Annotated in this window: 24 protein-coding genes and 1 pseudogene; 24 read left to right on the forward strand and 1 reads right to left on the reverse strand. The window is 39.8% G+C overall.

The features are described 5' to 3' along the window. The first annotated feature begins 1 nt into the window (after position 1). The 16 genes from CVN76_RS15595 (at position 2) to CVN76_RS15665 (ending at position 15495) form a co-directional block, all read left to right on the forward strand. Positions 2 to 1507 carry a response regulator transcription factor gene (locus CVN76_RS15595; protein ID WP_100532036.1) on the forward strand — a complete coding sequence of 502 codons (1506 nt, stop codon included), beginning with the start codon at positions 2 to 4 and terminating at the stop codon, positions 1505 to 1507. A gap of 246 nt (positions 1508 to 1753) precedes the next feature. Then, positions 1754 to 2638, forward strand: coding sequence for an ABC transporter permease (locus CVN76_RS15600; RefSeq protein WP_100532056.1), 885 nt, complete (start codon positions 1754 to 1756; stop codon positions 2636 to 2638). Between the two features lie 180 nt (positions 2639 to 2818). Then, positions 2819 to 3673 (forward strand): carbohydrate ABC transporter permease, encoded by an 855-nt coding sequence (locus tag CVN76_RS15605; RefSeq protein WP_232732268.1) that lies wholly within the window; start codon positions 2819 to 2821, stop codon positions 3671 to 3673. 39 nt (positions 3674 to 3712) lie between these two features. Next, positions 3713 to 5167 (forward strand): ABC transporter substrate-binding protein, encoded by a 1455-nt coding sequence (locus tag CVN76_RS15610; protein ID WP_100532038.1) that lies wholly within the window; start codon positions 3713 to 3715, stop codon positions 5165 to 5167. Positions 5168 to 5242: 75 nt separating this feature from the next. Then, positions 5243 to 6649 carry a glycoside hydrolase family 1 protein gene (locus CVN76_RS15615; RefSeq protein ID WP_100532039.1) on the forward strand — a complete coding sequence of 469 codons (1407 nt, stop codon included), beginning with the start codon at positions 5243 to 5245 and terminating at the stop codon, positions 6647 to 6649. A gap of 61 nt (positions 6650 to 6710) precedes the next feature. Then, positions 6711 to 7622, forward strand: coding sequence for an ROK family protein (locus CVN76_RS15620; RefSeq protein WP_100532040.1), 912 nt, complete (start codon positions 6711 to 6713; stop codon positions 7620 to 7622). A 5-nt stretch (positions 7623 to 7627) separates the two neighbouring features. Then, a complete protein-coding gene (locus tag CVN76_RS15625) occupies positions 7628 to 8527 on the forward strand; it encodes an ROK family protein (protein ID WP_232732267.1) in 900 nt (299 codons plus the stop codon). Positions 8528 to 8672: 145 nt separating this feature from the next. Beyond that, positions 8673 to 9827, forward strand: coding sequence for a stage II sporulation protein P (spoIIP, locus tag CVN76_RS15630; protein WP_100532041.1), 1155 nt, complete (start codon positions 8673 to 8675; stop codon positions 9825 to 9827). Beyond that, positions 9824 to 10111: a hypothetical protein gene (locus tag CVN76_RS15635; protein WP_100532042.1), complete on the forward strand. Its 288-nt coding sequence runs from the start codon at positions 9824 to 9826 to the stop codon at positions 10109 to 10111. The genes spoIIP and CVN76_RS15635 overlap by 4 nt, the downstream gene beginning before the upstream one ends. 49 nt (positions 10112 to 10160) lie before the next feature. Then, complete coding sequence (locus CVN76_RS15640) at positions 10161 to 10541, forward strand: nuclear transport factor 2 family protein (RefSeq protein WP_100532043.1); 381 nt, start codon at positions 10161 to 10163, stop codon at positions 10539 to 10541. 586 nt (positions 10542 to 11127) lie between these two features. Next, on the forward strand, positions 11128 to 11994 hold the full coding sequence (locus tag CVN76_RS15645) for an SDR family oxidoreductase (protein ID WP_100532044.1): 867 nt from the start codon (positions 11128 to 11130) through the stop codon (positions 11992 to 11994). A 99-nt stretch (positions 11995 to 12093) separates the two neighbouring features. Next, complete coding sequence (locus CVN76_RS15650; protein WP_100532045.1) at positions 12094 to 12819, forward strand: DsbA family oxidoreductase; 726 nt, start codon at positions 12094 to 12096, stop codon at positions 12817 to 12819. A gap of 652 nt (positions 12820 to 13471) precedes the next feature. Next, the gene (locus CVN76_RS15655; RefSeq protein ID WP_100532046.1) at positions 13472 to 13957 is read left to right on the forward strand and encodes a DinB family protein; all 486 of its coding nucleotides are present in this window, start codon (positions 13472 to 13474) and stop codon (positions 13955 to 13957) included. A 63-nt stretch (positions 13958 to 14020) separates the two neighbouring features. After that, positions 14021 to 14158, forward strand: a complete 138-nt coding sequence (locus tag CVN76_RS31455; protein ID WP_198512578.1) for a hypothetical protein — start codon at positions 14021 to 14023, stop codon at positions 14156 to 14158. After that, entirely contained in the window at positions 14127 to 14855 is a 729-nt protein-coding gene (locus tag CVN76_RS15660) for a nucleotidyltransferase domain-containing protein (protein ID WP_100532058.1), read from the forward strand. Before CVN76_RS31455 ends, CVN76_RS15660 begins: the two co-directional genes overlap by 32 nt. Positions 14856 to 15126: 271 nt before the next feature. Next, positions 15127 to 15495: a YrdB family protein gene (locus CVN76_RS15665; RefSeq protein WP_100532047.1), complete on the forward strand. Its 369-nt coding sequence runs from the start codon at positions 15127 to 15129 to the stop codon at positions 15493 to 15495. 220 nt (positions 15496 to 15715) lie between these two features. Here the strand turns inward: CVN76_RS15665 and CVN76_RS31815 are convergent. Then, a pseudogene (locus tag CVN76_RS31815) lies at positions 15716 to 15931 on the reverse strand (transposase); the annotation flags it as partial. 287 nt (positions 15932 to 16218) lie between these two features. On the opposite strand from CVN76_RS31815, the gene CVN76_RS15675 reads away from it, so the two are divergent. The 8 genes from CVN76_RS15675 to CVN76_RS15715 form a co-directional block, all read left to right on the forward strand. Continuing rightward, on the forward strand, positions 16219 to 17421 hold the full coding sequence (locus CVN76_RS15675; RefSeq protein WP_100532048.1) for a M20 family metallopeptidase: 1203 nt from the start codon (positions 16219 to 16221) through the stop codon (positions 17419 to 17421). A gap of 75 nt (positions 17422 to 17496) precedes the next feature. Continuing rightward, positions 17497 to 18309, forward strand: coding sequence for a DUF3100 domain-containing protein (locus CVN76_RS15680; RefSeq protein ID WP_100532049.1), 813 nt, complete (start codon positions 17497 to 17499; stop codon positions 18307 to 18309). Positions 18310 to 18312: 3 nt separating this feature from the next. Beyond that, a complete protein-coding gene (locus tag CVN76_RS15685; protein WP_061142155.1) occupies positions 18313 to 18765 on the forward strand; it encodes a hypothetical protein in 453 nt (150 codons plus the stop codon). A 1107-nt stretch (positions 18766 to 19872) separates the two neighbouring features. Further along, the gene (locus CVN76_RS15695; RefSeq protein ID WP_100532051.1) at positions 19873 to 20604 is read left to right on the forward strand and encodes a GntR family transcriptional regulator; all 732 of its coding nucleotides are present in this window, start codon (positions 19873 to 19875) and stop codon (positions 20602 to 20604) included. Beyond that, positions 20597 to 22141, forward strand: a complete 1545-nt coding sequence (gntK, locus tag CVN76_RS15700; RefSeq protein WP_100532052.1) for a gluconokinase — start codon at positions 20597 to 20599, stop codon at positions 22139 to 22141. Before CVN76_RS15695 ends, gntK begins: the two co-directional genes overlap by 8 nt. A gap of 18 nt (positions 22142 to 22159) precedes the next feature. After that, complete coding sequence (locus CVN76_RS15705; RefSeq protein WP_100532053.1) at positions 22160 to 23506, forward strand: GntP family permease; 1347 nt, start codon at positions 22160 to 22162, stop codon at positions 23504 to 23506. 77 nt (positions 23507 to 23583) lie between these two features. Beyond that, positions 23584 to 24987 (forward strand): decarboxylating NADP(+)-dependent phosphogluconate dehydrogenase, encoded by a 1404-nt coding sequence (gene gnd, locus CVN76_RS15710; RefSeq protein ID WP_100532054.1) that lies wholly within the window; start codon positions 23584 to 23586, stop codon positions 24985 to 24987. Between the two features lie 342 nt (positions 24988 to 25329). Then, a partial coding sequence (locus tag CVN76_RS15715; RefSeq protein ID WP_157805676.1) for a serine hydrolase occupies positions 25330 to 26190 on the forward strand: 861 nt, incomplete at its 3' end.

A 26190-nucleotide genomic window follows, 5' to 3' on the forward strand; every position in this document is an offset into this window, starting at 1 on the left:
CATGTATAACGTATTTTTAGTAGATGATGAACCATTCATTATTGAGGGCATGAAAGCGTTGGTACCTTGGGAAGATTATGGACTAAAGGTTGTGGGTGAAGCTTCTGATGGTAGTGAGGCCATTAAAAAGCTGGCAACGTGTCAGGTTGATATATTATTAACGGATATCATGATGCCCATAATGGATGGATTGGAGTTAATTAGTACGCTGAAAGAAAGTCATCCTAATATAAAATATATCGTTTTATCTGGATACGAGGAATTTGAATATGTCAAAAAGGGTATGAAGCTAGGAATCGAAAATTATCTTCTAAAACCTGTCAATGAGCAAGAACTGATTTCAACATTGGAAAATAGTATAGAGAAACTTGAGAAATCTACAAATAACGAGGAAGCTTATACTATTTTAAGAGATAATACGATTTGGCGATGCCTTAATCAAGACATCGATGCAAAAGAATGGCATGAAAGAGTAGAGTTGTATGGTTTGGAGTTCAATGGTCAAAACCAGGCTGTTGTTTTAATGCAAATATCAGATGGAGAACATGAAAAATCCTCCTTTTTCAGAAAAAGAGCAGAGGAGTTATTTCAGTCTAGCTGCATCATTAATCCAGGTGGCGAACTTATCCTGTTGGTTTCGTTTAATTGTGAAGAGGGACTTAAGAAAAAACTAAATGAATTGAATAGGCTATTTGCTGGTTATATGAGCGGGAAGTATCATATTAGCATTGGCTCATTCGTTTGCACCACAAGTGAATTGCATAAGAGCTATCAACGTGCAAAAGAGCTATCTAGCTATCGATTGGTACTCAAAGAAAGTGGGTTAATAACAGATGAATTAACAAAGCAGTATAGGCAAGCAAGCCTTTCTACCTCGAATGATTTGGATAATCTTAAGAGATATATTGTTGGTTCAGAGCAAGAAAAGGCGTTTTTGTGGATCAAAGGTGCCTTCGATGAGATTGATAAATCCACTAAACAGGTAGCTCCGACCATTATAAGAGGGTTCGCCATTGAAATAGTTACGTCTATCCAAAAAGATGTATCGTCACATGCAGATGATCAAACGGTAGGCATTGTGAAGCGAATCTTGGAGGCCCATTCAATGGGGATGTTAGTTGACATTCTTAATGATTATATCGAGGGAATTTTTAGAACATTGGAACAAAGGGCGGAACATCGAAGTCCTATCATTCAAAGCGTTGTGCAATATATTCAAGAACATTTTCATGAGGAACTTTCTTTGAAAACCTTAAGCTATAAATTTCATATAAATTCGATTTACTTAGGACAACTTTTCCAGAAAGAAACGGGCTTAGTATTCTCTGAGTATATTAATCATTTAAGGCTCAAAAAAGCAAAGCAATTGTTGAGAGGGACACATTTAAAGGCTGGAATAATTGGAAAACAAGTTGGCTATTCGGATTCCGCTTATTTTTATAAACAGTTTAAAAAGGCGGTGGGGATTACACCATCAGCTTGGAGAACCATGAATATCAAATCTTGATATCCCGTCATGCGGGATTTTTTTGTTTTTTAGGAGCGTCTCTGATCCTAAAAGAATCACAAAAATGCCAAATAAACGATCGAATGTTTAATAAGTACAGTAAATCTTAGTATTGTTAACTTTATACATTTTTGACTTTTTCTTAATATAGAGATGTAAGGGTTTTCAATAAAAAGGAGGAGGGGCTTTGTGAATCGTATCAAGAGTTTTTTCCAAGATGTTTATAAGAATCGAGTATGGCTCCTCATGGTTTTACCAGGAACCATTTGGCTATTGTTATTTTCATATCTTCCGATGTTTGGAACGGTCATTGCCTTTAAAAATTTTCGATATGATCCGAATGGTTTTTTTGCAAGCATCCTAAATAGTGAGTGGGTCGGCTTTGAAAACTTCAAGTTTTTATTTAATACAAATGATGCCTGGATCATTACAAGAAATACCGTTCTATATAATTTAATCTTTATCGTGGTAGGGCTTGTATTAGCAGTGTTTGTAGCGATTGTTCTAAATGAGCTTGCAAATAAGAAGTTGTCGAAAATTTACCAAACAGGAATGCTGTTTCCACACTTTTTATCATGGGTTGTTGTTAGTTATTTTGTCTTTACGTTTCTAAGCGTGGATAGAGGACTGCTTAATAATATACTTCTATGGTTTGGAGTGGAAGATCGTATATCCTGGTATAACGAAGCGAAATATTGGCCTTTTATTATCGTTCTAACAAGTATGTGGAAGGGCGTTGGTTATGGAAGTATCGTTTATTTAGCAGCTATAGTTGGGATTGATAAAAACTATTACGAAGCCGCTATGATAGATGGTGCCAATAAGTGGCAACAAATTCGTAATATTACAATTCCGATGATTACACCGCTCATTGTTATTTTAACCATTTTAAATGTTGGGAGGATTTTTAGTGCAGACTTTGGTCTGTTTTTTCAGGTTCCTCGTGATTCAGGTCCATTATATTCCGTAACAAACGTTATAGATACTTATGTATACCGTGGGATAACGACAATGGGTGATATTAGTATGAGTACGGCCGCTGGTCTTTATCAATCAATTGTAGGGTTTGCCTTAGTCATGCTGACAAATTATCTTGTTCAGAAGGTTGATAAAGAATATGCCCTATTTTAAAAAAATCGAGAGAGAAAGGAGAGTGGCCGCAGTTTTGTGGCAAATACAATGATAACAAATCAAAATAGCTCTCAACCTACTCCATTAAACAAAGGCAATGCTCAAAATCAAGTAAATCAACCACACAAGCGTAAGAAAAAGTACACACCACATGGTCTAAGCGGATTTCCTAACCTTATTATGAATATATTGTTTGCCGCATTTTCTATGATGTGTATCTTTCCATTTCTATATGTAATCGTCATCTCTTTAACGGATGAAAAAACCTTAGCTCGAAATGGATATCAGCTGTTACCTGAGATATGGAGTTTCGAAGCATATCGATACTTGTGGCAAATGAAGGATCAGTTACTGCAATCTTATACGATAACGATTATAGTAACGGTGCTTGGTACACTTGTCAGTGTAATGATGATTTCTTTATATGCCTATGCCATTTCCAGAAAGCAATTCAAATATCGCGGTTTCTTTACTTTTATTGCATTCTTCACGATGCTATTTAGTGGAGGACTAGTTCCTTTCTATATAGTAGCAACCCAGTTTTTACATTTACGTAACTCCATTTGGGCTTTGATCTTACCACTTGCAATGAATGCATTCTACATTCTAATCATGAGGACCTTTTTCCAAAGGTCTGTACCAGAATCCATTTTGGAGTCGGCTAGAATTGATGGAGCGAGTGAATTAAGGATATTTGTTAAAATTGTCGTTCCACTATCATTACCAGGTCTTGCAACGATTGCCCTTTTTAGTACATTGGGTTACTGGAATGATTGGTTTAATGCATTGTTGTTCATTGATGAACCGCACTTGGTGCCACTACAGTCTATGCTGATGAAAATTGAAAACAACATAGAATTTTTAAGGCAAAATTCGTTAGCAGGAGGTATACAAAATGATTTATTAAGTGCAGTACCTCAGGACGCTGCAAAAATGGCAATGGTCGTTATTTCAACTTTGCCAATAGCGATTGCCTATCCGTTTTTCCAAAAATACTTCGTTAATGGATTGACAATCGGCGGGGTTAAGGAATAATTGATTTTTGAAAAAAACAAATAAAAGGGGGGAATTAAAATGAATAAGAAGTTAGCTATTATTCTAGTACTCTTATTAAGTTTATCAACATTTTTAGCTGCATGTAGTGGAGGGGATTCAGAAAAAACGAGCGGAAGTAAAGCGGGTGAAGGAAAACCTTATGAAATTACGTGGTACACAATCGGGACACCTCAAAAAGATGCTGATAAAGTCATGGAGGAAGTAAGTAAATACACGAAAGAAAAAATTAACGCCACCGTTAAAATGAGACAAATCGACTGGGGCGATTATGATCAAAAAATGCAAGTTATGATTGCTTCAGGTGAATCATTTGATATTGCCTATACTGCAGGTGGAAACTATGTGTTAAATGCACAAAAAGGGGCATTTAAAGACCTAAATGAACTTCTTGACACACATGGAAAAGAATTGAAAGCAACGATTGATCCAGCTTACTTAGAAGGAGCTAAAATTGATGGAAAGCTTTATGGCATTCCTTCAAACAAAGAAGTAGGTCAGCAAAGTGTGTACGTATTCAACAAGGATATCGTCGATAAATACAATATGGATATTTCAAGGATTCACTCGTTGGAAGACTTGAAGCCTTTATTGAAAACCGTTAAAGAAAATGAGCCAGACTTTACACCGATTGCCACTTTCAAACCGTATCTACCATTTGATTATGTATTGGAAGATGAATTGCCGTTTGCGTTTCCTCTAGAAGGAGATAAAGGAAAAGTAGTTAATATCTTCGAATCGGATATTATGATGGAAACGTTAAAAACGATGCACGAATTCTATAAAGCGGGTTATATAAAAGCGGATGCAGCAACAAGTACAGATCCATGGCCGTTAGAGGTACAAAACTGGTTCGTACGTAAAGAAATGTACCAGCCATATGCGGAATTGATATGGTCCCGTTCTGCAGGTTATAACGTAGCCGTTCAACCGATGCATGATCCGATTACATTTAACAACTCTGTAACAGGCGCCATTCAAGCTATCTCTGCAACTTCAAAAAATCCAGAAAAGGCCATGGCGTTCTTAAACCTATTGAATACAGATCCATACCTTCGCAATTTAATTGATAGAGGTATTGAAGGCGTGCATTACGAAGAGGCCGATAACGGGAAGATTAAAGACCTTCCTGCTCGTATAGAAAGCTACAACATGCCAAGTTACTCTCTAGGAAACCATTTCATTCTTAAATTATATGAAAATGATCCCGAAGATAAATGGGATGCGTTCAAAAAATTCAATGAGGCTTCTGTTCAAGCTCCAACCTTAGGTTTTTATTTCGATACGAATCCTGTCCGAACGGAGATCGCAGCAATCGCGAACGTTGCGAATGAATATGCACCTCCCCTGTTAACTGGAAGTGTTGACCCTGAGAAATATTTGCCAAAGGCCAATAAGAAGTTTAAAGAAGCTGGATTGGATAAAGTGCTTGCAGAAATTCAAAAACAATATGATGAGTGGAAGAAAGATAACTAATAGATTTTATTCAGGAGGCAAAGTCGGAGAGTTAATTTTCCGGCTGCTTTCTTTTTGGGGAAGGCAGGAGTGAAAATGAGTATAGAAGTAGAAAAGAATATTTACCAGTTTCCGAAAGACTTTTGGTGGGGATCTGCATCATCTGCAACGCAAATGGAAGGGTTCTCCGGGGCAGATGGTAAAGGGAAGAATATATGGGACCACTGGTATGAAACAGAACCGAATCGTTTTCACCAAGGTATTGGACCGGATAAAACTTCACTGTTTTATACGAATTTCATTGATGATATTCACCTCATGAAGGAAACGGGGCATAACAGTTTTCGGTTTTCTATCTCGTGGTCCCGCCTGTTTCCAAAGGGGCGTGGAGAAATGAATCCAAAGGCAATCGACTTCTATAATTCTGTCATTGACACCTTATTGGAGAATGGAATAGAGCCTTTTGTGAATCTCTATCATTTTGACATGCCCATGGCTATGCAAGAAGAGGGTGGTTGGGAAAGCCGCTCTGTAGTCGATGCGTATGTGGAATATGCGTCTGCTTGTTTCGAGAACTTTGGAGACCGGGTGATGAAGTGGTTCACACATAATGAGCCAATCGTACCTGTTGAATGCGGTTATTTATATGGATATCATTATCCAGCATTTTGTGACTTTGGAAAGGCTGTTCAAGTTGGGTTCCATTCAGTATTATCCTCCGCAAAAGCAATTAAGGCATACCATGATAAAGAGCTAGGAGGAAAAATTGGAATCATACTGAATGTCACTCCCTCGTATCCAAGGAGTAATCACCCTGCTGACGTAGATGCTGCCGAAAAAGCGGATTTACTATTCAACCGTTCCTTTCTAGATCCTTCAGTCAAAGGCACTTTTCCTGAGAAGCTAATAGAGATGTTGCGGGTAGAAAACTTTTTGCCTAAATATTTAACTGAAGATTTGGATATTATCCGAGACAATACAGTCGATTTATTAGGGATTAATTACTACCAGCCGCGAAGAGTCAAGGCGAAGGAAAATATTCCGAATCCAAATGCTCCATTCATGCCAGAACGTTACTTTGATCATTATGACATGCCAGGTAAAAAGGTGAACCCATATAGAGGCTGGGAGATTTATGAAAAGGGCGTCTACGATATTTTAAAAAACATCCAAGAAAACTATGGGAATATCGAATGTTTCATATCGGAAAGCGGTATGGGAGTTGAAGCGGAAGAGCGCTTCAAGGATGAAAGTGGAATGATTCAGGATGATTATCGAATTACCTTTTATGAAGATCATTTAAAGTGGATACATCAAGCACTAAACGAAGGTGCCAATGTAAAAGGGTATCATGTATGGACATTCATAGATAACTGGTCATGGTTAAATTCATATAAGAACCGATATGGGCTAGTAGAAGTGGATTTAACTAAAAACTTCAGGCGTACAATCAAGAAATCAGGTATATGGTACAAGCAATTATCTGATAACAACGGTTTTTGATTGATGGAAGAGGACTGATGAGCGATTATTCTATCAGGATATCACGAAGGAAGTGAAGGGAATGGACAAGTATCTTCTTGGCATCGATTTGGGTGGAACAAACTTGAGAATGGCCGTCGTTACATCGGAAGGCAACCTTATAGAAGAGGTCAAAGTAAAAACGGAAAGTGACAAAGGACCGAAACATGTCATCCATAACATGATCACCATATGCGAAGGCCTGCTGCAAAAACGAAATATTGAAGCGATAGGGATCGGAGCTCCCGGTCCTTTAGATTCAAGGCAAGGGATTATTTTAAACCCTCCCAATTTACCAGGGTGGGACGAGGTTCCTTTAACTCTAATGTTAAAAGAAGCTTTAGGGAAAAAAGTAGTCCTCGATAACGATGCCAACGCAGCTGCTTTAGCGGAAGCAGCAATTGGGGCAGGCAAAGGAAAAGAATCCGTATTTTATATGACTATCAGTACAGGAATCGGAGGAGGATATATCTATCGAAATCAGTTGATTCAAGGTGCCAATTTCTGTGCGGGTGAAGTTGGCAACATGGTGGTTAATCCAGATGGACCACCGCACCCTATTCTGAATGTTGGCTCTTTGGAAACTTTGGCAAGCGGTACTGCTGTGCAACGTCTTGGAAAAGAAAGGTTAGGTGTGGCAGGAGATGCGGGCGAAGTGTTTACTCTGGCGATGAACGGTCAGCAGGAAGCGAAGGAGATTGTTGATGCGGTGCTAACTTATTTGGCAAAAGGAATCTCCAATATCGTTCATACAATTGATCCGCATATCATCGTGTTAGGCGGGGGAGTCATGCAATCAAAAGAGTATATAATGCCGCTTCTTCTTGAAAAAGTAAATGATTACTTATATCCACAGCTACGTAATAAGGTACAAATTGAATGTGCCTCGTTAGGAACAAAAGCGGGTGTTATCGGAGCGGCACTGTTGACACAGCAAGGATATGCCAGGAAGTGAAGGGGATGACAATGAAAGCTTACATGGTGCTTGATATTGGCGGAACTTACATAAAGTATGCGGTGATGGATGAAAAATCAAAGAAACTGGAATGGGGGAAGATTCCAACCCCTAAAGAAGGATTAGATATATTTTTAGATCAAATCACCGAAATAGTTCATCGTTATTCGAATTCATTTGACATTCAAGGCATCGCTTTAAGTTCGCCTGGTGCCGTAGATGTGGAAACAGGGTTTATTGGCGGCGCAAGTGCTATTCCCTTTATACATGGCATTTACATGACAGAAAAGCTAAAGGAACGAACAGGTCTGCAGGTGTCCATAGAAAACGATGCAAACTGCGCAGCATTGGCAGAAGGCTGGCTGGGTGCAGCAAAAGGAACTGATTTCTACATTTGTATTGTAGTTGGTACAGGAATTGGCGGGGCAATCGTGATTAACCAATCCATTCTCCGTGGAGCTAACCTCCATGGAGGTGAGTTTGGATACATGATAATGGGTGAATCAGGTAAGAGCCCTCTACAATCAACTTGGAGCAATGTTGCATCGACAAACTCACTAGTAGAAGAAGTCGAATGGAGAAAATCTCTAGCAAGGGGAACGTTGGACGGTGAAGAAATATTTCGATTGGCGGAAGCAGGAGATTCGATTGCGAATGAATGCATTGCCAACCTATTTAAGAAACTGGCAACGGGAATCTATAATTTGAAGTATGTACTAGATCCTGACAAGATTCTAATCGGCGGGGGAATCAGCAAGCGCCCGGATGTAATAGAAGGCATAAATAGTGAACTGGCACAATTGAAGAATGATATCTCTACATTGGATATTACGGTTGAAGCTTGTAAATTTGAAAACGATGCCAACTTAATTGGCGCCCTCTTTCATTTCCTGAATCGAAAATAGGGAGCGCCTTACCTTACACTAGCATGAATAAAGAAGGGAATAACAAAACGATCGCTAAAAGTTTCTTGTTTGAATTCTATTAAAAAGGATGACTTTAATAATATAAACTTACCTCCTGCATATAAATGGATCATGGAGGTGCCTTATGAAATTCAAAAGGGTTGGTTTTTTAATCATTACTAGTTCAACGATATTGGTTACTCTTTCAATCATTATTAGCGGATTTATCATCAGTTTAAACATTAGCTACCAATATAAATTCATTCAAGATTCTTTAAAAGATGTGAAATCAGAGAAATTATTTTCTCAAGTAATGCGTACGGAGAATCATTATTTTTTTCAAGATACCGGTGAAAATTGGCTAACATTAGGAAGCGTTTCAATGTATCTAATGGAGTTAGGTGTAAATATAAGGACGGATGACATTAGAACCTTTTTAGGGAGTGAACTGCCTGGACTATCCGCTTACGATTATGAAATTGCAGTTGCCGGAGAAGGGACTGATATTTCTACATTACCCTTGGAATCTTCACCACCTACGGATGTTTTGTTAAAAGAAAGAGATGTAGTTGAAGACGAGCTACAAAATAAAGGGCATGAAGAGGATTCAACAATCAAAAATAGCCCTGAAATCCAAAATAAAACAGTATTTATATATCAAACTCATAGTTGGGAATCGTACCTTCCTCTGTTAAGAGGTGCTAAAGTTCCGGATGATGCGATAAGTAACGACAATAGAGTTAATGTCGTCGCTCTCGGAAGTCGATTAAGTAATAAATTGAATCAAAAAGGTATAGGAACGGAACATGATCAAACTAACATGACTCAAGAATTGAATAAGAGACAATGGAAATCAACTAGATCTTATTCCATGTCTGGTGCTATCATTGAAGCAAATGCAAACAAAAATGGGAAATTGGAGTATTTTATAGACATCCATCGTGATTCCTCACGTAAAGATATAACGACCAAAACTCTAAATGGAAAAGATTACGCGAAGCTTTTTTTTGTAGTCGGCAAAGGCAATGAAAAATATGAAAAAAACCTGCAGTTTGTAAAAAAATTAAATACAGAGCTTGAAAAAAGATACCCAGGTATAAGTCGTGGCATATTCCTTAAACCTAATAGTATGGGTAATGGGGTGTATAACCAAAATATCTCTGAAAAGGCCATCCTAATTGAAGTAGGTGGCGTAGATAATGACTTTGAAGAACTAGATAGAAGTATTGATGCGTTTTCTGAAGTGTTTTCATACGTCTATTGGAAAGAAAATGAAGCTAAAGAGGTAAACGGACAATGAGGCAGAAAACAAATAAAAGCTCCTTGAAATGGCTTTTATTCACTTTTTCATCGACCTTCATTAGCTTGCACATTACAGGAGTAACGACCTTCACTTTCGCTTTTTTTATGTGCGGCCTTTTATTCTCCATGCTTTATTTATACAAAGAAGAATTGGAAAGGAAAAAGCACCAAACAGGTGCTTTTTTAGTTATTTCAAGCAACATATGGGTCCCGCCTAAGAGGACTTTTAACGTCGCATTACACACGTTATTGAATAGTTCCTGGGCGAGGGAAGAAGAATAACGCTAGGATTGATTTTGAAATTTTTGATTACTTAAGGAGAATAAAAAGTATGTCGAACGTGGAAAAAAATAAAGAAACAGTGAAAAACTATTATGAAACGGCTTTTGGTGGTCAACCTGAACTGGCTGTCAAGCGATATATGGGGCCAAGATATATCCAGCATAATCCAGAAGCGGACAACGGACCGGAAGCGTTTATTGGATTCGTGCATGCGCTGCGAGGTGAAAATCCTGAAATGAAGCTTGAGATTAAGCGGATTTTCGGAGAGGACGACTATGTCGTCACCCATTCCCATCTGATCTTGAACCCGAATGATCCTGGATTGGCTCTGGCCGACTTCTTCCTGCTAGAAGATGGCAAGGTCGTTGAGCATTGGGACGTGATCCAGACGGTGCCGGAGAAGGCTAAGAATACAAATAGCATGTTCTAATTGGTACGCTGCAAGCTCATCATGCTCTTGCAGCGTACCGATTGGGTAACTTGTGATTCCTATATTACGCAGGCGTATCATCGCTCATAGGCGACACATCATCGAAAGAAACGAATTTACATATACGATCGTTATTACTAAATCATCATGTTATCAATAGTTCTTTATGCCTCGTTGCATACATGTTCGCTTTTATAAAACTTTTCCCGGCACCTTTTAGGGAATACCTTCTGAGATTCCCCGAACAACTCTTCCAAGCTCACCAAATCCTCTATCAAGTGCCACAAAATAATAACTTTCCATTTACCTGTGACTGAGCATACCACTGTTTTGCTCTTGGGAATTTTACCCTAAAATGAAGTCCGAGCCATGATAAATCATAATGGTCATATTTTTATGACTACTTCACAAAAAAGTGACTACTTTTATTTTTTGAACTATGGATATACCATATACCTATACTTGATAACACAAAAAGTAAATCTTTTTATAGCCAGTCGAGTACACGGTAAGAAGTAACGAGCTGATAGTACAGACCAGTTATAACAACAATCAATAAGACAAAATATATATGGAGGAAAACACAATGAAGATATTAGTAACAGGTGCTACAGGAAAATTAGGCTCAAAAGTAGTTGAAGCCCTATTGAAAATTGTACCGGCAAGCCAACTTGCTGTCAGTGTACGTAATATGGACAAAGCGGAACAATTACGTGCACGTGGAGTGGACATCCGCCAAGGAGATTTTGACCATCCAGAAACATTGGATACTGCTTTTGAAGGGATTGACCGTTTATTGATCATTTCCGCGGATGGTGACAATGAAACAAGAATTCCACAACACAGAAATGCGGTAGCTGCGGCAGAGCGTGCCGGAGTCAAATTTATTGCTTATACTAGCATAACCAATGCAAAGGAAAGTAAAAACTTCCTTGCTCCCACTCATCAGGCAACAGAAGAAGCTATTTTAAAAACAGGAATTCCTTATTCTTTTTTACGAAACAACTGGTACCTGGAGAATGAAATTTCAAGTATTCAAGGTGTTCTAGCCGGAGCTCCATGGGTGACATCAGCAGGAAATGGCAAGGTAGGCTGGGCACTTCAACAAGATTATGCAGAAGCTGCAGCAGCGGTCCTATCTGGTAAAGGGCACGAAAACACCATCTACGAGCTTTCTGGAAAGTTAATGACTCAAGAAGAACTTGCTTCCACTCTGGGCTCTGTATTAGGTAAAGAAGTACCTGTGCAACAGGTTGATGATGCTACCTATACGGATATAATGAAAGGCGCTGGTGTACCGGATTTCCTTCTTCCTATGCTTGTTGATATCCAAAAAGACATTCGTGAAGGCACATTAGAGGTCGAGAGCCATGATCTCGAGAAACTTCTCGGACGAACCGTTACACCAACGAAAGAGGCACTTACTCAAATTGTTAAAGGAAATATCCAATAAATAGTTATTGTTAGAAAAACACGTTTGACGTTGAACAACAAAAATGGTCTAGTCTTAAACAAATGAAATGATTTATAACAATAAATAGAGGTGTTTTTTATGCAAGTAGAGATTTGGGCAGACTTTGCATGTCCATTCTGTTATATTGGCAAACGTCGTTTCGAAAAAGCGCTAGAGGAATTTGAGCACAACGATGGTATTGAAATTGTCTACCGAAGTTTCGAACTGGACCCCAATGCTCCCAAACATGTGTCTCATGATGTTTATGACATGCTCTCCAACAGATATGGCATGAGCCGTCAGGAAGCCATCAACATGAATCAGAGTGTGATCAAACAGGCAGCAGACGAAGGACTTCAGTTTCAGTATGAAGGCATGGTGCTAACGAATACATTCGATGCACATCGACTAAGACATTTCGCTGATCAATACAGTAAGGGTGCTGTGGTATCGGAGCTGTTGTTCCAAGCGTATTTCACCAAATCAAAGGATTTGAGCGACCACACAATGCTCGCCGACCTGGCAGTAGAAGCAGGACTTGATCGTGAAGAAGCCCTCTCCATGCTAGCTGGTAAGCAGTTCGCTGAGCAAGTGCGTTCGGAAGAAGAAAAAGGTAGACGTCTTGGTATACGCGGTGTTCCATTCTATGTCATTAACCATAAACATACGGTATCAGGCGCTCAGGCAGGCACTGTGTTCCTGAACGCTTTACAGCAGGGGTGGGAAGACCAGCAACAACTGAAAATTGTAAAATCGACGAGCGATGCTGCTTGTGCAGATGGCTCCTGTGTCATTAAGGACCGACGTCAAAGTACGAGAAAATGATGAACGAGTATAGCGTTGTGCAGTATGAGGGAGGTTGAAAAATCTCCCTCTTTTTGTGCGCTAGGCATGAGTGGAATCCATGCTGCTAGTGATTTAGCACAGTCAAAAATGAATGATCTGGAGCTATGGCAAGTAGAAATACAAAGTGGGGAAATTACGTTTATACTCTTCAAAATAAAATTTTGAGGAGGAAAATATAATGTCATTATAGAACAAAAAAACATAGAGCAAGAGGATTGAAGAAGCCTTTATGGAGTTGCCGAGTGGTATGCTTATGTACAATCGAGACAAGCTTTAAATCAATCTCTATAGGTAGCATCAGCAAGGGAACAGAGGAAATCAATGGACTTAACTCGTATAATTGCAGGGTCTTACAATTGTCTATGTTCAAGAGATGCTAATTTAAAATGCATATCAAAATCAAGGCATTGCAATAATCATGATGTCGTATGTCCGAAAAGTATAAGCTTATAAGTCAAAAAATACTTTTAACAGAAGAGCACCTGATGTACTACTACGAGAAGGACGTCATCAATCCTGTGATAATAGGAATGAGTGTTATGAACCTTTAGATAGTTCGGTGAAAAAATAAAATAATAGTAATGATAAGATCGATTGGTTTATATCTTAATATATCTAAGGAGGGGTAACTATGGAAAAGCTAGAATATGAATGGGTAAAACAAACACGTCAGATTTTATTGGACCAGTGTGGAGAATTGGATGAAGCTGATTTTACTAAAGAGTTTGAATTTGGTTTTCAGAGTATTAGAAATTCTTTAGTTCATGTGGCAGGCTGCTATCATGCTTGGTTAGGTTCTTTTGTACTTTCAGAAACTTCATCGCCTTTATTTACGAAGGAAGTGATTAATAATATGCAGTTAGATGATATTCAACGTTATTTTCAACAAGCAGATATATATGTAGAACGTGTATTTGAACAATTCACAAACAAATTTGATGAGTTTATCGACAAAGAGCTTTCTTGGAGAACCGGCAGTGGGTTTGTAAAAAAAACGCCACACCAATTACTATTCCATACAATTACACATGAGTCGCACCATAAAGGGCAAATTGTAACGATGTTGCGTATTCTTGGCCATATTCCTGAAAATACAGACATATTGGGGTTGCCTTAATTCGCTATATGATAGATATCGAAGTATCAGGAGCACGATTCTTGAGGAGATTCGTCGTCCTTCATGAGCGAAAGGGACAGGGTAGCTGAAGAAGTGACACCACGTTTTAGAGGTATCTTCACCTTGATGATTAAAATAAATGGTAATTGGAGTTTTTTAGATGAAGATAATGGAGGATATTATGAGGTTAAAACCAATTGAAGCGGCACAACAGTTTATCTTTAAGCATTTTCCAAATTGCCAAGGAACTTTATTAGCTGGAAGTGTCGTTCGAGGTGAAGCGACAGACACATCGGACCTTGATATTGTTGTTTTTGATAAAGACCTTATTTCACCTTACAGAGAGTCATTCATTGACTTTGGATGGGCTATAGAGGTTTTTGTGCATAATCTAACCTCGTATAAGCATTTTTTTGAAAGTGATTGCGAAATGGCAAGGCCATCTTTGCCTAGGATGGTTTCAGAAGGAATTATTTTAAAAGATGACGGAATAATAGAACCCATAAAAAAAGAGGCTAAAGAAATATTGGACCAGGGTCCGAAGATAGGGTCAGATGAAACCATTAAAACGAAGCGATATTTTATAACTGATGCACTAGACGATTTAATAGGCTGTAAATATAGAGCCGAAGAAATTTTTATTGCTAATACTTTAGCTGAACTTGTTAGTGAATTTTATTTAAGATCAAACCTTCAATGGATTGGCACTTCTAAATGGATGGTACGCTCTTTAAAACAATATGACCAGAAATTCGCTAATCATTTTGTTGAAGCCTTTGATGTTTTATATAGGACAGGTGATAAAAATAAAGTTGTGCAATTAGTTGATAAGGTTTTGGAACCATATGGTGGACAGTTGTTTGATGGCTTTTCGTTGGGGAAAAATCAGCCTGAATAATAACCATTACTTCCTAGCTCCTGATAGATACAGTCTGGTTTCAAATCGTATGTGCGATCTGTCTATAGCAACCACTTGCTAATGTTTTTCTTTTTCTGGTTTCCTCACATATTGTGCATGATTCTATTTGTACTAATTTTTTTAGTGTCCAGCTAAGCGGAGCCTCGTCATTAAAACGTTCTATTTAAGTCTGCTAACCATTTGAAAAAGGGGGGGCGTCTAGTATATAAAAAGTTTATTTCAGTTTCAATATATTAGGAGGAAGAGTCAGATGGAAATAAAATGGATTGGTGTTAGCGTCCTCACCGGTTTCTTTCTACTGGAGCTTGGTGCGATGGCTGCGTTCAGTTACTGGGGTTATCATATTAAGACAGGAGCAGCGGTCAGCGTTATACTCGCACTTGCCACCCCCGTGGTCATAGCCGTTTTATGGAGTATGTTTCTCTCCCCGAAGGCATCGCTCCCCATCTTCTCCTTCCCCATCCGAACGACGCTTAAGCTGGTTGTGTTCATTGTTGCTTCCGCATCTTTGTATGCAAGCGGGCAAAGCACGCTCGCGGTTATTTTTCTGACGGTGTCCCTTCTTATCGTGGCAGCAGTATTTATCTTGAAACTTCATAAAATAAATAAAGTAAATTAAGTGGATTAGTCTAAAATCGAACTTCAAAAATCGTGGGCCTATCTGGAATAAGGAGATGTGATAGGTGAAGATGGGAAATTTCCCATTTTAACGAATTAAAATTATCGTAGCAAAAGTTTTTGTAATATAAGAGTTTATGATTCCGCCCCCCTTTTGTCTACAAACTGAGCCCTACTCGAATGAGAAGGGCTTTTAACATTTTATGAATATTCGAATTCTGTTAATAAGATGTTTTTTCCGGCGGTGCTACTTTCGCTGCCGGAAATGAAAATAATATCAAATTGGTCATGGCAAGGTTCATGAACAATTTTTCAAGTCCCCTTAGAGTAGTCCAACGCATACCATGCTTTTCTTTTGCATCTGCGAATACACGCTCGATCGTTCCTATACGTTTCGCATATATAGCTTTTACATCCTGATGATGACGCAGACGATCTGGCCTTCCACATGTGTTTGTTAAATAACAAAAATGACTCGAGGGAGGGGCTCCCCGGCCGCCTGATAAGCGAGTGCCTCTCGTTACAATCAACGGTCTACAGTAGGAGCCTTTTTTCTCACATTTAGTAATCTAATGATGGAATAAAAGGTAGTTGTTAACATCTGGGTATATTGAATTTTCAGAAAATTATTGATACTATAATGATGATTATAATCCAGTGAGGATTGAAGCTTCATAGGACCATTTATTTGGAAAAAAACTACAATATTAAAGGAGTGGATTTAATGGATCAATTATTTAAAGGATTAGATGATATTTATAACGAAATCGTCGATATTCGGCGCTATCTTCATCAACATCCCGAGCTCTCTTTTGAAGAAGTGAATACAGCAAATTATATTGCGGCCTACCATGAAAAACTTGGGCATAAAGTACGCAAAAATGTAGGGGGAAATGGTGTTTTAGCTTATCTGGAAGGAGATAAACCGGGACCGACGGTTGCATTACGGGCGGACTTTGATGCACTTCCGATTCATGAACAAACGGACGTTCCGTTTAAATCGGTTAACGAAGGAGTCATGCATGCATGCGGCCATGATGGGCATACAGCAACATTATTAGGTCTTGCTAAAGTTCTGAATGGCATGAAGTCGGAAATTGAAGGAACCGTGGTTTTTCTCCATCAACATGCCGAAGAATTGCCACCGGGTGGAGCCATTGCCATGATAGAAGATGGCTGCCTAAATGGGGTGGATGTTATTTTTGGGACGCACTTACAGGCGCAGATGCCTTTAGGTGAAATTGGTTATCGGTCAGGCCCGCTCCAAGCTGCACCTGATCGATTTGATATAACCATTCAGGGTAAAGGCGGACATGGCGCTGCTCCGCATGAAACAAAGGACAGTATTGTAATTGGAGGACAGCTGATAGGCAATCTGCAACAAATCGTTAGCCGGAAGGTAGATCCATTGGAATCTGCCGTTGTATCTGTTTGTGCCTTTGAAGCAAAAAATCCTTACAATGTCATTGCAGATACAGCTACATTAACTGGTACGGTTCGAACATTTAAAGAGGAGATTCGTGATTTTATAGAAAAAGAAATTGAAAGAGTCGTGAAGGGAACATGTATTGTATCCGATGCAACCTATGACTATACATATACAAGAGGGTATCCGACGACAGTGAACCACGAGGAGGAAACTGAATTCGTTGCGAAATGGGCTCACTCGGTCCCTGGCGTTGAATCTGTTAATGAAACCCCGCCTATTATGGGCGGTGAAGACTTTTCCTATTATTTAGAAAAAGTAAAAGGAACATTCTTTTTCACAGGAGCAAAAAGTCCGGATTGGGAGCAAGCCTATCCACATCATCATCCAAAGTTTGACATCGATGAACGCTCATTATTAATCGCTGCAAAAACCCTTGGGGTAGCAACATTACAATACATGAAGAATAATGCAAAAGCTTTATCATCACAACAAGTATAAAAAAATAGTGAAAATAAGGGGCCTATTCACATTTGGCCCCTTAATTAACACCAATAACGAAAAGGGATGATAAAGATGACAAACGAAACACAGACACTATGGAAAGATTGGCGAGTGCATGCCACCGTCTTTGCTATCGTATTACTGTCTGAAACGATAGGCACACACGAAATTCCATTAGGACCAGGAGTTATTTTATTATTGCCGATGCTTTATGCAGTTATAATCGGAATTTTATTATTCTTCACCCCACTTGTTAAGGAAAAGCAATCCAAAAGTGCGGAATCACTTGTTTTTATATCAGTTACATTACTTATTGCGAAGTTTGGAGTACAGGCGGGCCCAGCCTTGCCTCTGTTAATTGAAGCAGGCCCTGCGCTGCTGCTTCAGGAAATAGGGAATCTCGGCACCATTTTTCTGGCCCTTCCAGTCGCAGTTTTACTAGGATTGAAACGAGAATCCATCGGAATGACACACTCCATTGGACGTGAGCCCAATGTCGCTTTAATAACGGATAAATACGGTTTTTCCTCACCGGAAGGCCGTGGAGTGATGGCCGTATATATTTTCGGTACCGTTTTCGGCGCTATTTTTATGGGATTAATATCTGGATTGTTAGCGACTATTACGCCGATTCATCCATTATCCTTTGCCATGGCTACAGGAATAGGCAGTGGAAGTATGGCAGCAGCTGCATTAGGACCTCTAGTTACGGCGTTTCCAGAAATGAAAGATCAGATTATTGCTTTTTCAGGTGCAAGTAACCTTGCAACATCTGTAACAGGTTTATACGTGAGTATTTTCATTGCTTTGCCTCTAACAGAAAAAATCTATGTCTGGATGACAAAAAGGAAAACTAAAAATATGAAATCGAATGTGGGGGCGTAACCAATGTTAAAGAACATCCAAGAATGGGTTTTAGTCTTAGGCATTATTGGAATTGTGGTGTTAACCGGAAATTGGATCGGCTATGATATACTCCCAATAACTGCTTTACCGGGAATGATTATATTAATCCTTATTTCTTTAGCTGGCCTTATTATCGGTAAACTAGTCCCACTCAAAATTCCCAGTATAGCTTACATAGGAATAATAGGTTTTATCCTTACTGTCCCAAGCATGCCTGGATCAGATCAACTTGTAAAGTGGACTGCAGATGTCAGTCTATTAGCAATAGCTACACCTATCTTAGCCTATGCGGGGATAGGCATTGGCCGTTCATGGGCAGACTTTGCCAAACTAGGTTGGAGAACGATCGTTGTTGGAATGTGTGTATTACTTGGGACCTTTTTAGGTTCTGCAATCATTGCTGAAATCGTCCTACGCTTTCAAGGCATTATATGATTGGAGGGTGAGTGAATGCAGAAAACGAACTTCATTGGTAATTTCCTGTAATAATAATCAATTGTTCGGATTTGAATTTCTTCAACAAAAGGGCATTAATCAGATGTTTCATTGAATCCTTTATGGAATTCAGAATGGAAAACTCACCAAACATGTGAATTCTGCAAAGTTTAGGCCTCCCACAGTTTCCTGTGGGAGGCCTAATGAATTACGAAAAGATATCCATGATGAATCAATGCCTTCCGTCTCGCAATGGACATTGAAGAGGAGGGAAGGTTCCGACTTTAGTCCATCAAGGGGAAATAAGGTAATTATGATATGAAATATATCATTTCATTTTTGGAACGAGAGGATTTACTAGGTACAGCATAATAAGGTTAGAACTGCGGAAACATCACCCTAGCCCAATGTTATAAGGAGTTTGACCACATGGATGAGCTAATAGATAATTTTAAAAGCTGAAATATCATCAAAAGTTATTACTTACAATTGCATTGGACAAAAACCTTGCACAATATACTTTTTTTCATTTCATTTTGAATAATGATCTGAGTGAAAAAGATGCAAAGCTAATTTTTGATATACTTCATGCTTTAGAAGATAAAAAGGAAGGTACTTACCAAACAGCCGAATATGATGCAGTCATTGCTTCCGTGTCCATGGATACCTTGGAAAAGGCATTGTTACATGTAAATATTGATGTGAACCCTATTTATCTAGACCAATATATTGAAGTGGATTTATGTAATTATCTCTTGGAACATTAAAGTATGCTACTGCTGAAATAGCTTTAAAGCACTTTTTTAAAAGGCACGATCCATCATAGAATCAGTTGCTGCTGAAGGCTTAATGAGTCACCCTGGTAAAATCCCTTACATGTGAATATCTTTAAAGTCGAAGGCATCCCGCGGTTCATCCCGGAGGCCTTTTTCACGTGAGCATGTATGGGGTTCTTACAAGCCAATGCTGCTTTATTATTCTATGTTTCACGTTCTTTATTTCCACGCAAATCCAGTGACATCCAGGAAAAGAGCGCTTGCATTATTCGAAATATTGATTATAATACTTGTATACAAGTGTACTTGAACTCTATGAGAAGGTGAATGTATGGCAGAATCAAAGGAATTTTTTTATCCTATAAAATGGCTTTCAAAAGCTTCCGCGGGTGATCGGGTAACTTCGGAGCTTAGAATGCGCATTATTTCGGGCATGATTGAAAGCGGTACCATCTTATCTGAAAATAAAATAGCTGCGGATTTCGGTGTCAGCCGCTCACCGGTTCGTGAAGCGTTAAAAATACTGGCATCTGAAAATATCATTCGCTTGGAAAGAATGGGTGCGGTCGTCATAGGGCTGACGGAAAAAAAATATGCGGAAATTTATGATGTACGGATACTCATCGAGACGTTTGTATTTGAGCGTCTAGTGAGGGTGGAGACGGATGACTTGGTGAGGGAGCTTAGTAAAATTCTAGAAATGATGAAAATTTCCATTAAATACCAAGATGCAGATGAGTTTTCCTATCAGGACGTCCTTTTCCACGAAACGATTATTCGATCCATCGATCATTCCTATATCCTGATGATCTGGGATAATTTGAAACCTGTGATGGAAAGTTTGATTCTTCTATCCATGCGTCATCGTATTAAGGAAAAATATGAAGACTTTACACGGGTCATAAATAATCATCAGCTTTATATCGATGCGATCAAAGCAAAAGATCGAGATCTCATGATCAAATCGCTGCATGTGAATTTTGATGATGTACAAGAGAAGGTCGAAGACTTATGGATGGCCCAACAGATGCTTTCAAAAGGAGTCGGACAAGAAAATGACTAGCTATATGTTAGGTGTAGACATCGGGACAACCAGTACAAAGGCAGTATTATTTACGAAAAAAGGCGATGTGATAGGGCAAGCGAATATTGGCTATCCGCTCTACACACCGGATATGACAACAGCGGAACAGGACCCTGAGGAGATTTTTCAGGCGGTCTTGAAAGCCGTTTCAACGTTAACGAAACAGCATGCCGATAAAAAACCATCATTCATATCATTTAGCAGTGCGATGCATAGTGTGATAGCAATGGATGAAAATAATCAGCCGTTAACCCCTTGCATCACTTGGGCTGATAACCGCAGTGAAGCTTGGGCCCATAAAATAAAAGCTGAATTGGATGGGCATGAGGTGTACAAACGGACCGGGACACCGATTCATCCGATGTCACCATTATCCAAAATCACTTGGATCGTGAATGATTGCAAAGAGATCGCAGCTAAAGCTAAAAAGTATATCGGGATTAAGGAATATATTTTTAAAAGGCTGTTTGATCAATATGTTGTCGATATTTCCCTTGCGTCATCGATGGGGATGATGAATCTCAAAAGCTTGGATTGGGATGGTGAAGCCCTAAGAATTGCGGGAATATCACGCAGTCAATTATCGGAGCTTGTACCAACAACAAAGATCTTCAACAACTGCGACCCTGATATAGCGAAACTGCTTGGAATTGATCCGCAAACCGCTTTTGTGATCGGAGCTAGCGATGGCGTCCTTTCCAATCTAGGTGTAAATGCTATCCGCAAGGGTGAAATCGCTGTCACGATCGGGACAAGCGGTGCCATTCGGACGATCATTGACGAGCCGAAAACAGACGATAAAGGAAGAATCTTTTGCTATGCCTTAACGGAAAAGCATTGGGTGATTGGCGGTCCGGTAAACAATGGGGGAATGGTCCTTCGCTGGATTCGCGATGAATTTGCATCTTCCGAGGTGGAAACAGCCAAAAGGCTCGGAATCGACGCCTATGAAGTGTTAACCAAAATTGCCGACCGTGTAAGGCCAGGCGCCGATGGATTGCTGTTTCATCCATATCTTGCCGGTGAACGTGCTCCATTATGGAATCCAGATGTACGGGGTTCATTTTTCGGATTGACACTTTCACATAAGAAAGAACATATGATTCGAGCAGCACTTGAAGGAGTCATTTACAATTTATACACAGTATTTTTAGCTTTAACGGAATGTATGGACGGTCCCGTGACCCGAATCCAGGCTACGGGAGGCTTTGCCAGGTCGGCTGTTTGGCGGCAAATGATGTCAGATATCTTCGAATCGGATGTCGTCGTTCCAGAAAGCTATGAAAGTTCATGCCTGGGGGCTTGTATATTGGGTTTATATGCTTCTGGGGAAATCGATTCCTTCGAGGTCGTTTCCGAAATGATTGGCAATACCCACAAGCACACACCGAATGATGATTCGGTAAAAGAATATAGGCAGATATTGCCGATATTCATTAACCTATCAAGAGTATTGGAAAACGAATATACGCAGATTGCGAACTATCAAAGAAACTTGATACATGCTGCAAAGTAAACACATGGGGGAGTTACAATGCCATTAGTTATTGTTGCTGTAGGAATTGTCGCTTTATTAATTTTAATAATGGGCTTGAAATTAAACACATTCATTTCCTTGATCGTTGTATCATTTGGAGTAGCTTTGGCACTTGGAATGCCACTTGACCAAATTGTAAAGACTATTGAAGCAGGGCTAGGCGGAACACTTGGCCACTTAGCGTTAATCTTTGGCCTTGGAGCGATGTTAGGTAAATTAATCGCAGATTCAGGCGGTGCGCAACGCATTGCCATGACCCTTGTTAACAAATTCGGTGAAAAGAATATTCAATGGGCAGTCGTGGCAGCTTCCTTTATAATCGGTATTGCTTTATTTTTTGAAGTGGGATTAGTATTATTGATACCGATCGTATTTGCCATTTCAAGAGAACTAAAAGTTTCGATATTGTATCTTGGCATTCCGATGGTAGCGTCGTTATCCGTAACACACGGTTTCTTACCGCCGCACCCAGGGCCAACCGTTATTGCCGGTGAATATGGTGCGGACCTTGGTCAGGTCTTGCTGTATGGCTTCATCATTGCGGTTCCGACCGTTTTTTTAGCTGGACCGGTATTTACGAAGATTGCTAAAAGATTAGTACCTGCATCCTTTACGAAAACAGGCAGCATAGCCTCTTTAGGAGAACAAAAAACATTTAAACTGGAAGACACACCTGGATTCGGGATCAGTGTTTTTACCGCCTTACTTCCGGTCATTTTAATGTCCATTGCTACGATTATCACTTTGCTGCAAAAAACAATGGGCTTTGAAGATAATGGATTGCTGGCAGCGATCCGTTTTATTGGCGAAGCTGGTACATCCATGCTGCTTTCCTTGCTATTTGCGGTCTATTCAATGGGATTGGCAAGAAAAATTCCAATGAAGGATATCATGGATTCCTGTACAAACGCAATCTTGCATATCGGGATGATGCTCTTGATCATCGGAGGCGGCGGAGCCTTCAAGCAAGTATTGATCGACGGGGGTGTAGGTGACTATGTGGCTGAATTATTCAAAGGGACATCGCTTTCGCCAATCCTGCTTGCCTGGATCATCGCGGCAATTCTGCGTATTTCCTTGGGATCTGCCACCGTTGCTTCCTTAACGACAGCTGGCTTGGTTATTCCGATGTTAGGCCAGACGGACGTTAACCTCGCTCTAGTCGTTCTTGCTACAGGAGCGGGAAGTTTAATTGCTTCACACGTTAACGATGCCGGATTCTGGATGTTTAAAGAGTACTTTGGTTTAAGCATGAAAGAAACGTTTGCAACATGGACCTTACTTGAGACGATCATTTCAGTAGCTGGATTAGGCTTCATTCTATTGATCAGCTTATTCGTATAGGTCTTTCCCGGCAGTAAATCCCCCCATTTATCGGAGGGTTTACTGCCTATTATTCTTACATAAAAGGAGAAGAAATAATGTTCAATTCAATTGGTGTAATTGGTTTAGGGGTTATGGGCAGCAATATCGCCTTAAATATGGCTAGTAAAGGGGAACAAGTAGCCGTCTATAACTATACAAGAGATTTAACGGACCAGCTTGTTGCCAAGCTGGACGGTCAGTCGCTCCATCCGTATTACGAAATCCAGGACTTTGTTCAGTCACTGGAAGCCCCAAGAAAGATTTTCCTGATGGTGACGGCAGGCAAGGCGATCGATTCGGTGATCACATCATTGCTTCCTCATCTTGAATCAGGCGATATTATCATGGACGGCGGTAACTCCCATTATGTTGATACGGAACGCAGATATGATGAATTGAAACCTAAAGGCATCAGTTATTTAGGCATTGGTGTTTCTGGCGGGGAAGTCGGGGCATTAAAGGGGCCTTCAATCATGCCAGGTGGGGATAAAGACGCCTATGAAAAAGTAGCTCCGATCCTGACGAAAATCGCGGCCAAAGTAAATGAAGAGCCTTGCTGTACCTATATCGGCCCAAAGGGATCAGGTCATTTTGTGAAAATGGTGCATAACGGGATCGAGTATGCAGATATGCAATTAATCGCCGAAGCTTACACTTTCCTAAGAGAAAGACTCCATTTGGAAGTGAATGAAATTGCTGACATCTTTGAAACATGGAACCAAGGCGAACTGAAAAGTTATTTAATCGAAATAACAGCCGAAATTTTAAGGAAAAAAGATGAAGTAACGGGCTTGCCATTGATCGATGTAATTCTTGATAAAGCGGGACAAAAGGGAACGGGTAAATGGACGAGCATGCAGGCCATCGATAATGGAATACCTGCTTCGATTATTACAGAAGCTTTGTTTGCGCGTTACATATCCGCTCTAAAAGAGGAACGGATGAATGCCGAAAACATCCTGACGGGCCCTGAGAACGTTGGGCAAGAACTCGATAAAAATGAGTGGATCGACTACATCAGACAGGCATTATATATGGGAAAGGTTTGTGCCTACGCGCAAGGCTTCACGCAATATAAAATGTCTTCTGAACTTAACGGCTGGGATTTGCCTTTGAAGGATATTGCGCTGATTTTCCGCGGCGGCTGCATCATCCGTGCCGAATTTTTAAATGTCATCAGTGAAGCCTATCAAGAGCAGCCGAATCTGGCAAATTTATTAATCTCACCATACTTTGCCGAAAAGGTTACCGACTATCAGGCAGGATTGCGAAAGGTTGTTTGTGAGGGGATAATATCCGGTATCTCGTTCCCTTGTTTGAGCTCTTCACTCAATTTTTACGATAGTTACCGAAAAGGCATCTCAAATGCAAACATCTTGCAGGCACAACGTGATTACTTTGGTGCACATACCTATGAACGTCGTGATTTGGCAGGAGTCTTTCACACAGACTGGCAGTGATGTAATTAGTCAGTACAATGGCTTAAAGAGTAAAGATATCGATTTAAAAAGACCACTTTAGAAGTGGTCTTTTTAGTTTGTGGATTCCTATCGCTCTTGAAATTACATTCGTCTTATATCATCATATTATTCATTGTGAAGATAGTCCTGTTTGCGAAAGAATCCCTCTTTTATTCAAGTTATGACTTTTGAGCCATCTTTTGAATTATTTTGGTATTAACTAGGAGGTTTATTCGGGGATGTTATAAAATATAAAACAAATGATAACGTAACGGCTACGAATACGCGTACAAACATTTACGGTACAAGGTTTCTGAATTGGAATTCCATAGGGGGAATATGATGAAAAAATGGACAAGCTGCACACTGAGTTCAATTTTGGCATTTTCTTTATTTATACCTTTCACATCCTATGCACAAGCAAATCCAAACAAGGAGACTGCAGTGAGTAAGGAAGCGGGCAACTCGTTTCCGGTGTTAACAAAAGCAAGAAAACCGGAAGATGCGGGCTTTTCATCGGAAAAGCTGGAAAAGGTCGACCGGTTGATTGAAATGGAGGTGGCTTCCGGGTTCCCTGGGGCTGCGCTGATTGTCATCAAGGACGGAAAAATCGTTAAAAATGATAGCTACGGGTACAAACGGAAGTTCAATGAGCATACGCCTCTTAAGCGGTTTCAGAAGATGAAAGACGATACAATGTTTGACCTTGCTTCAAACACGAAGATGTATGCGACCAATTTTGCGCTTCAAAAATTAGTCAGTGAAGGCAAGCTCGATATCCAGGCAAAAGTTCAGCAATATATTCCTGAGTTCAAAGATGCGGAAGGGGATGTAATCAAGGGGAAGGATACCTTGAGGATCATTGATGTACTTCATCATACAGCCGGTTTTAAGCCGGATCCCCAATATCACAATCCAACTGTTTCAAAGGAACTTCACTCACAGGAGCGGGATAAAACGATTTCATTCCTATCGAAAACACCGCTGACCTATGTACCGGGAACGCAGAACGTATACAGTGATGTCGACTATATGCTGCTCGGTGCGATTATTGAAAAAATAACGGGTCAGCCGCTTGATACGTACGTTGAAAATGAAGTGTACAAGCCGCTTAACTTGAAACATACAAAATTCAATCCGCTTCAAAAGGGGTTCAAGCCAAAGGATTTTGCTGCAACGGAATTGCTTGGCAACACCCGGGAC

The sequence above is a fragment of the Bacillus sp. mrc49 genome (assembly GCF_002803435.1).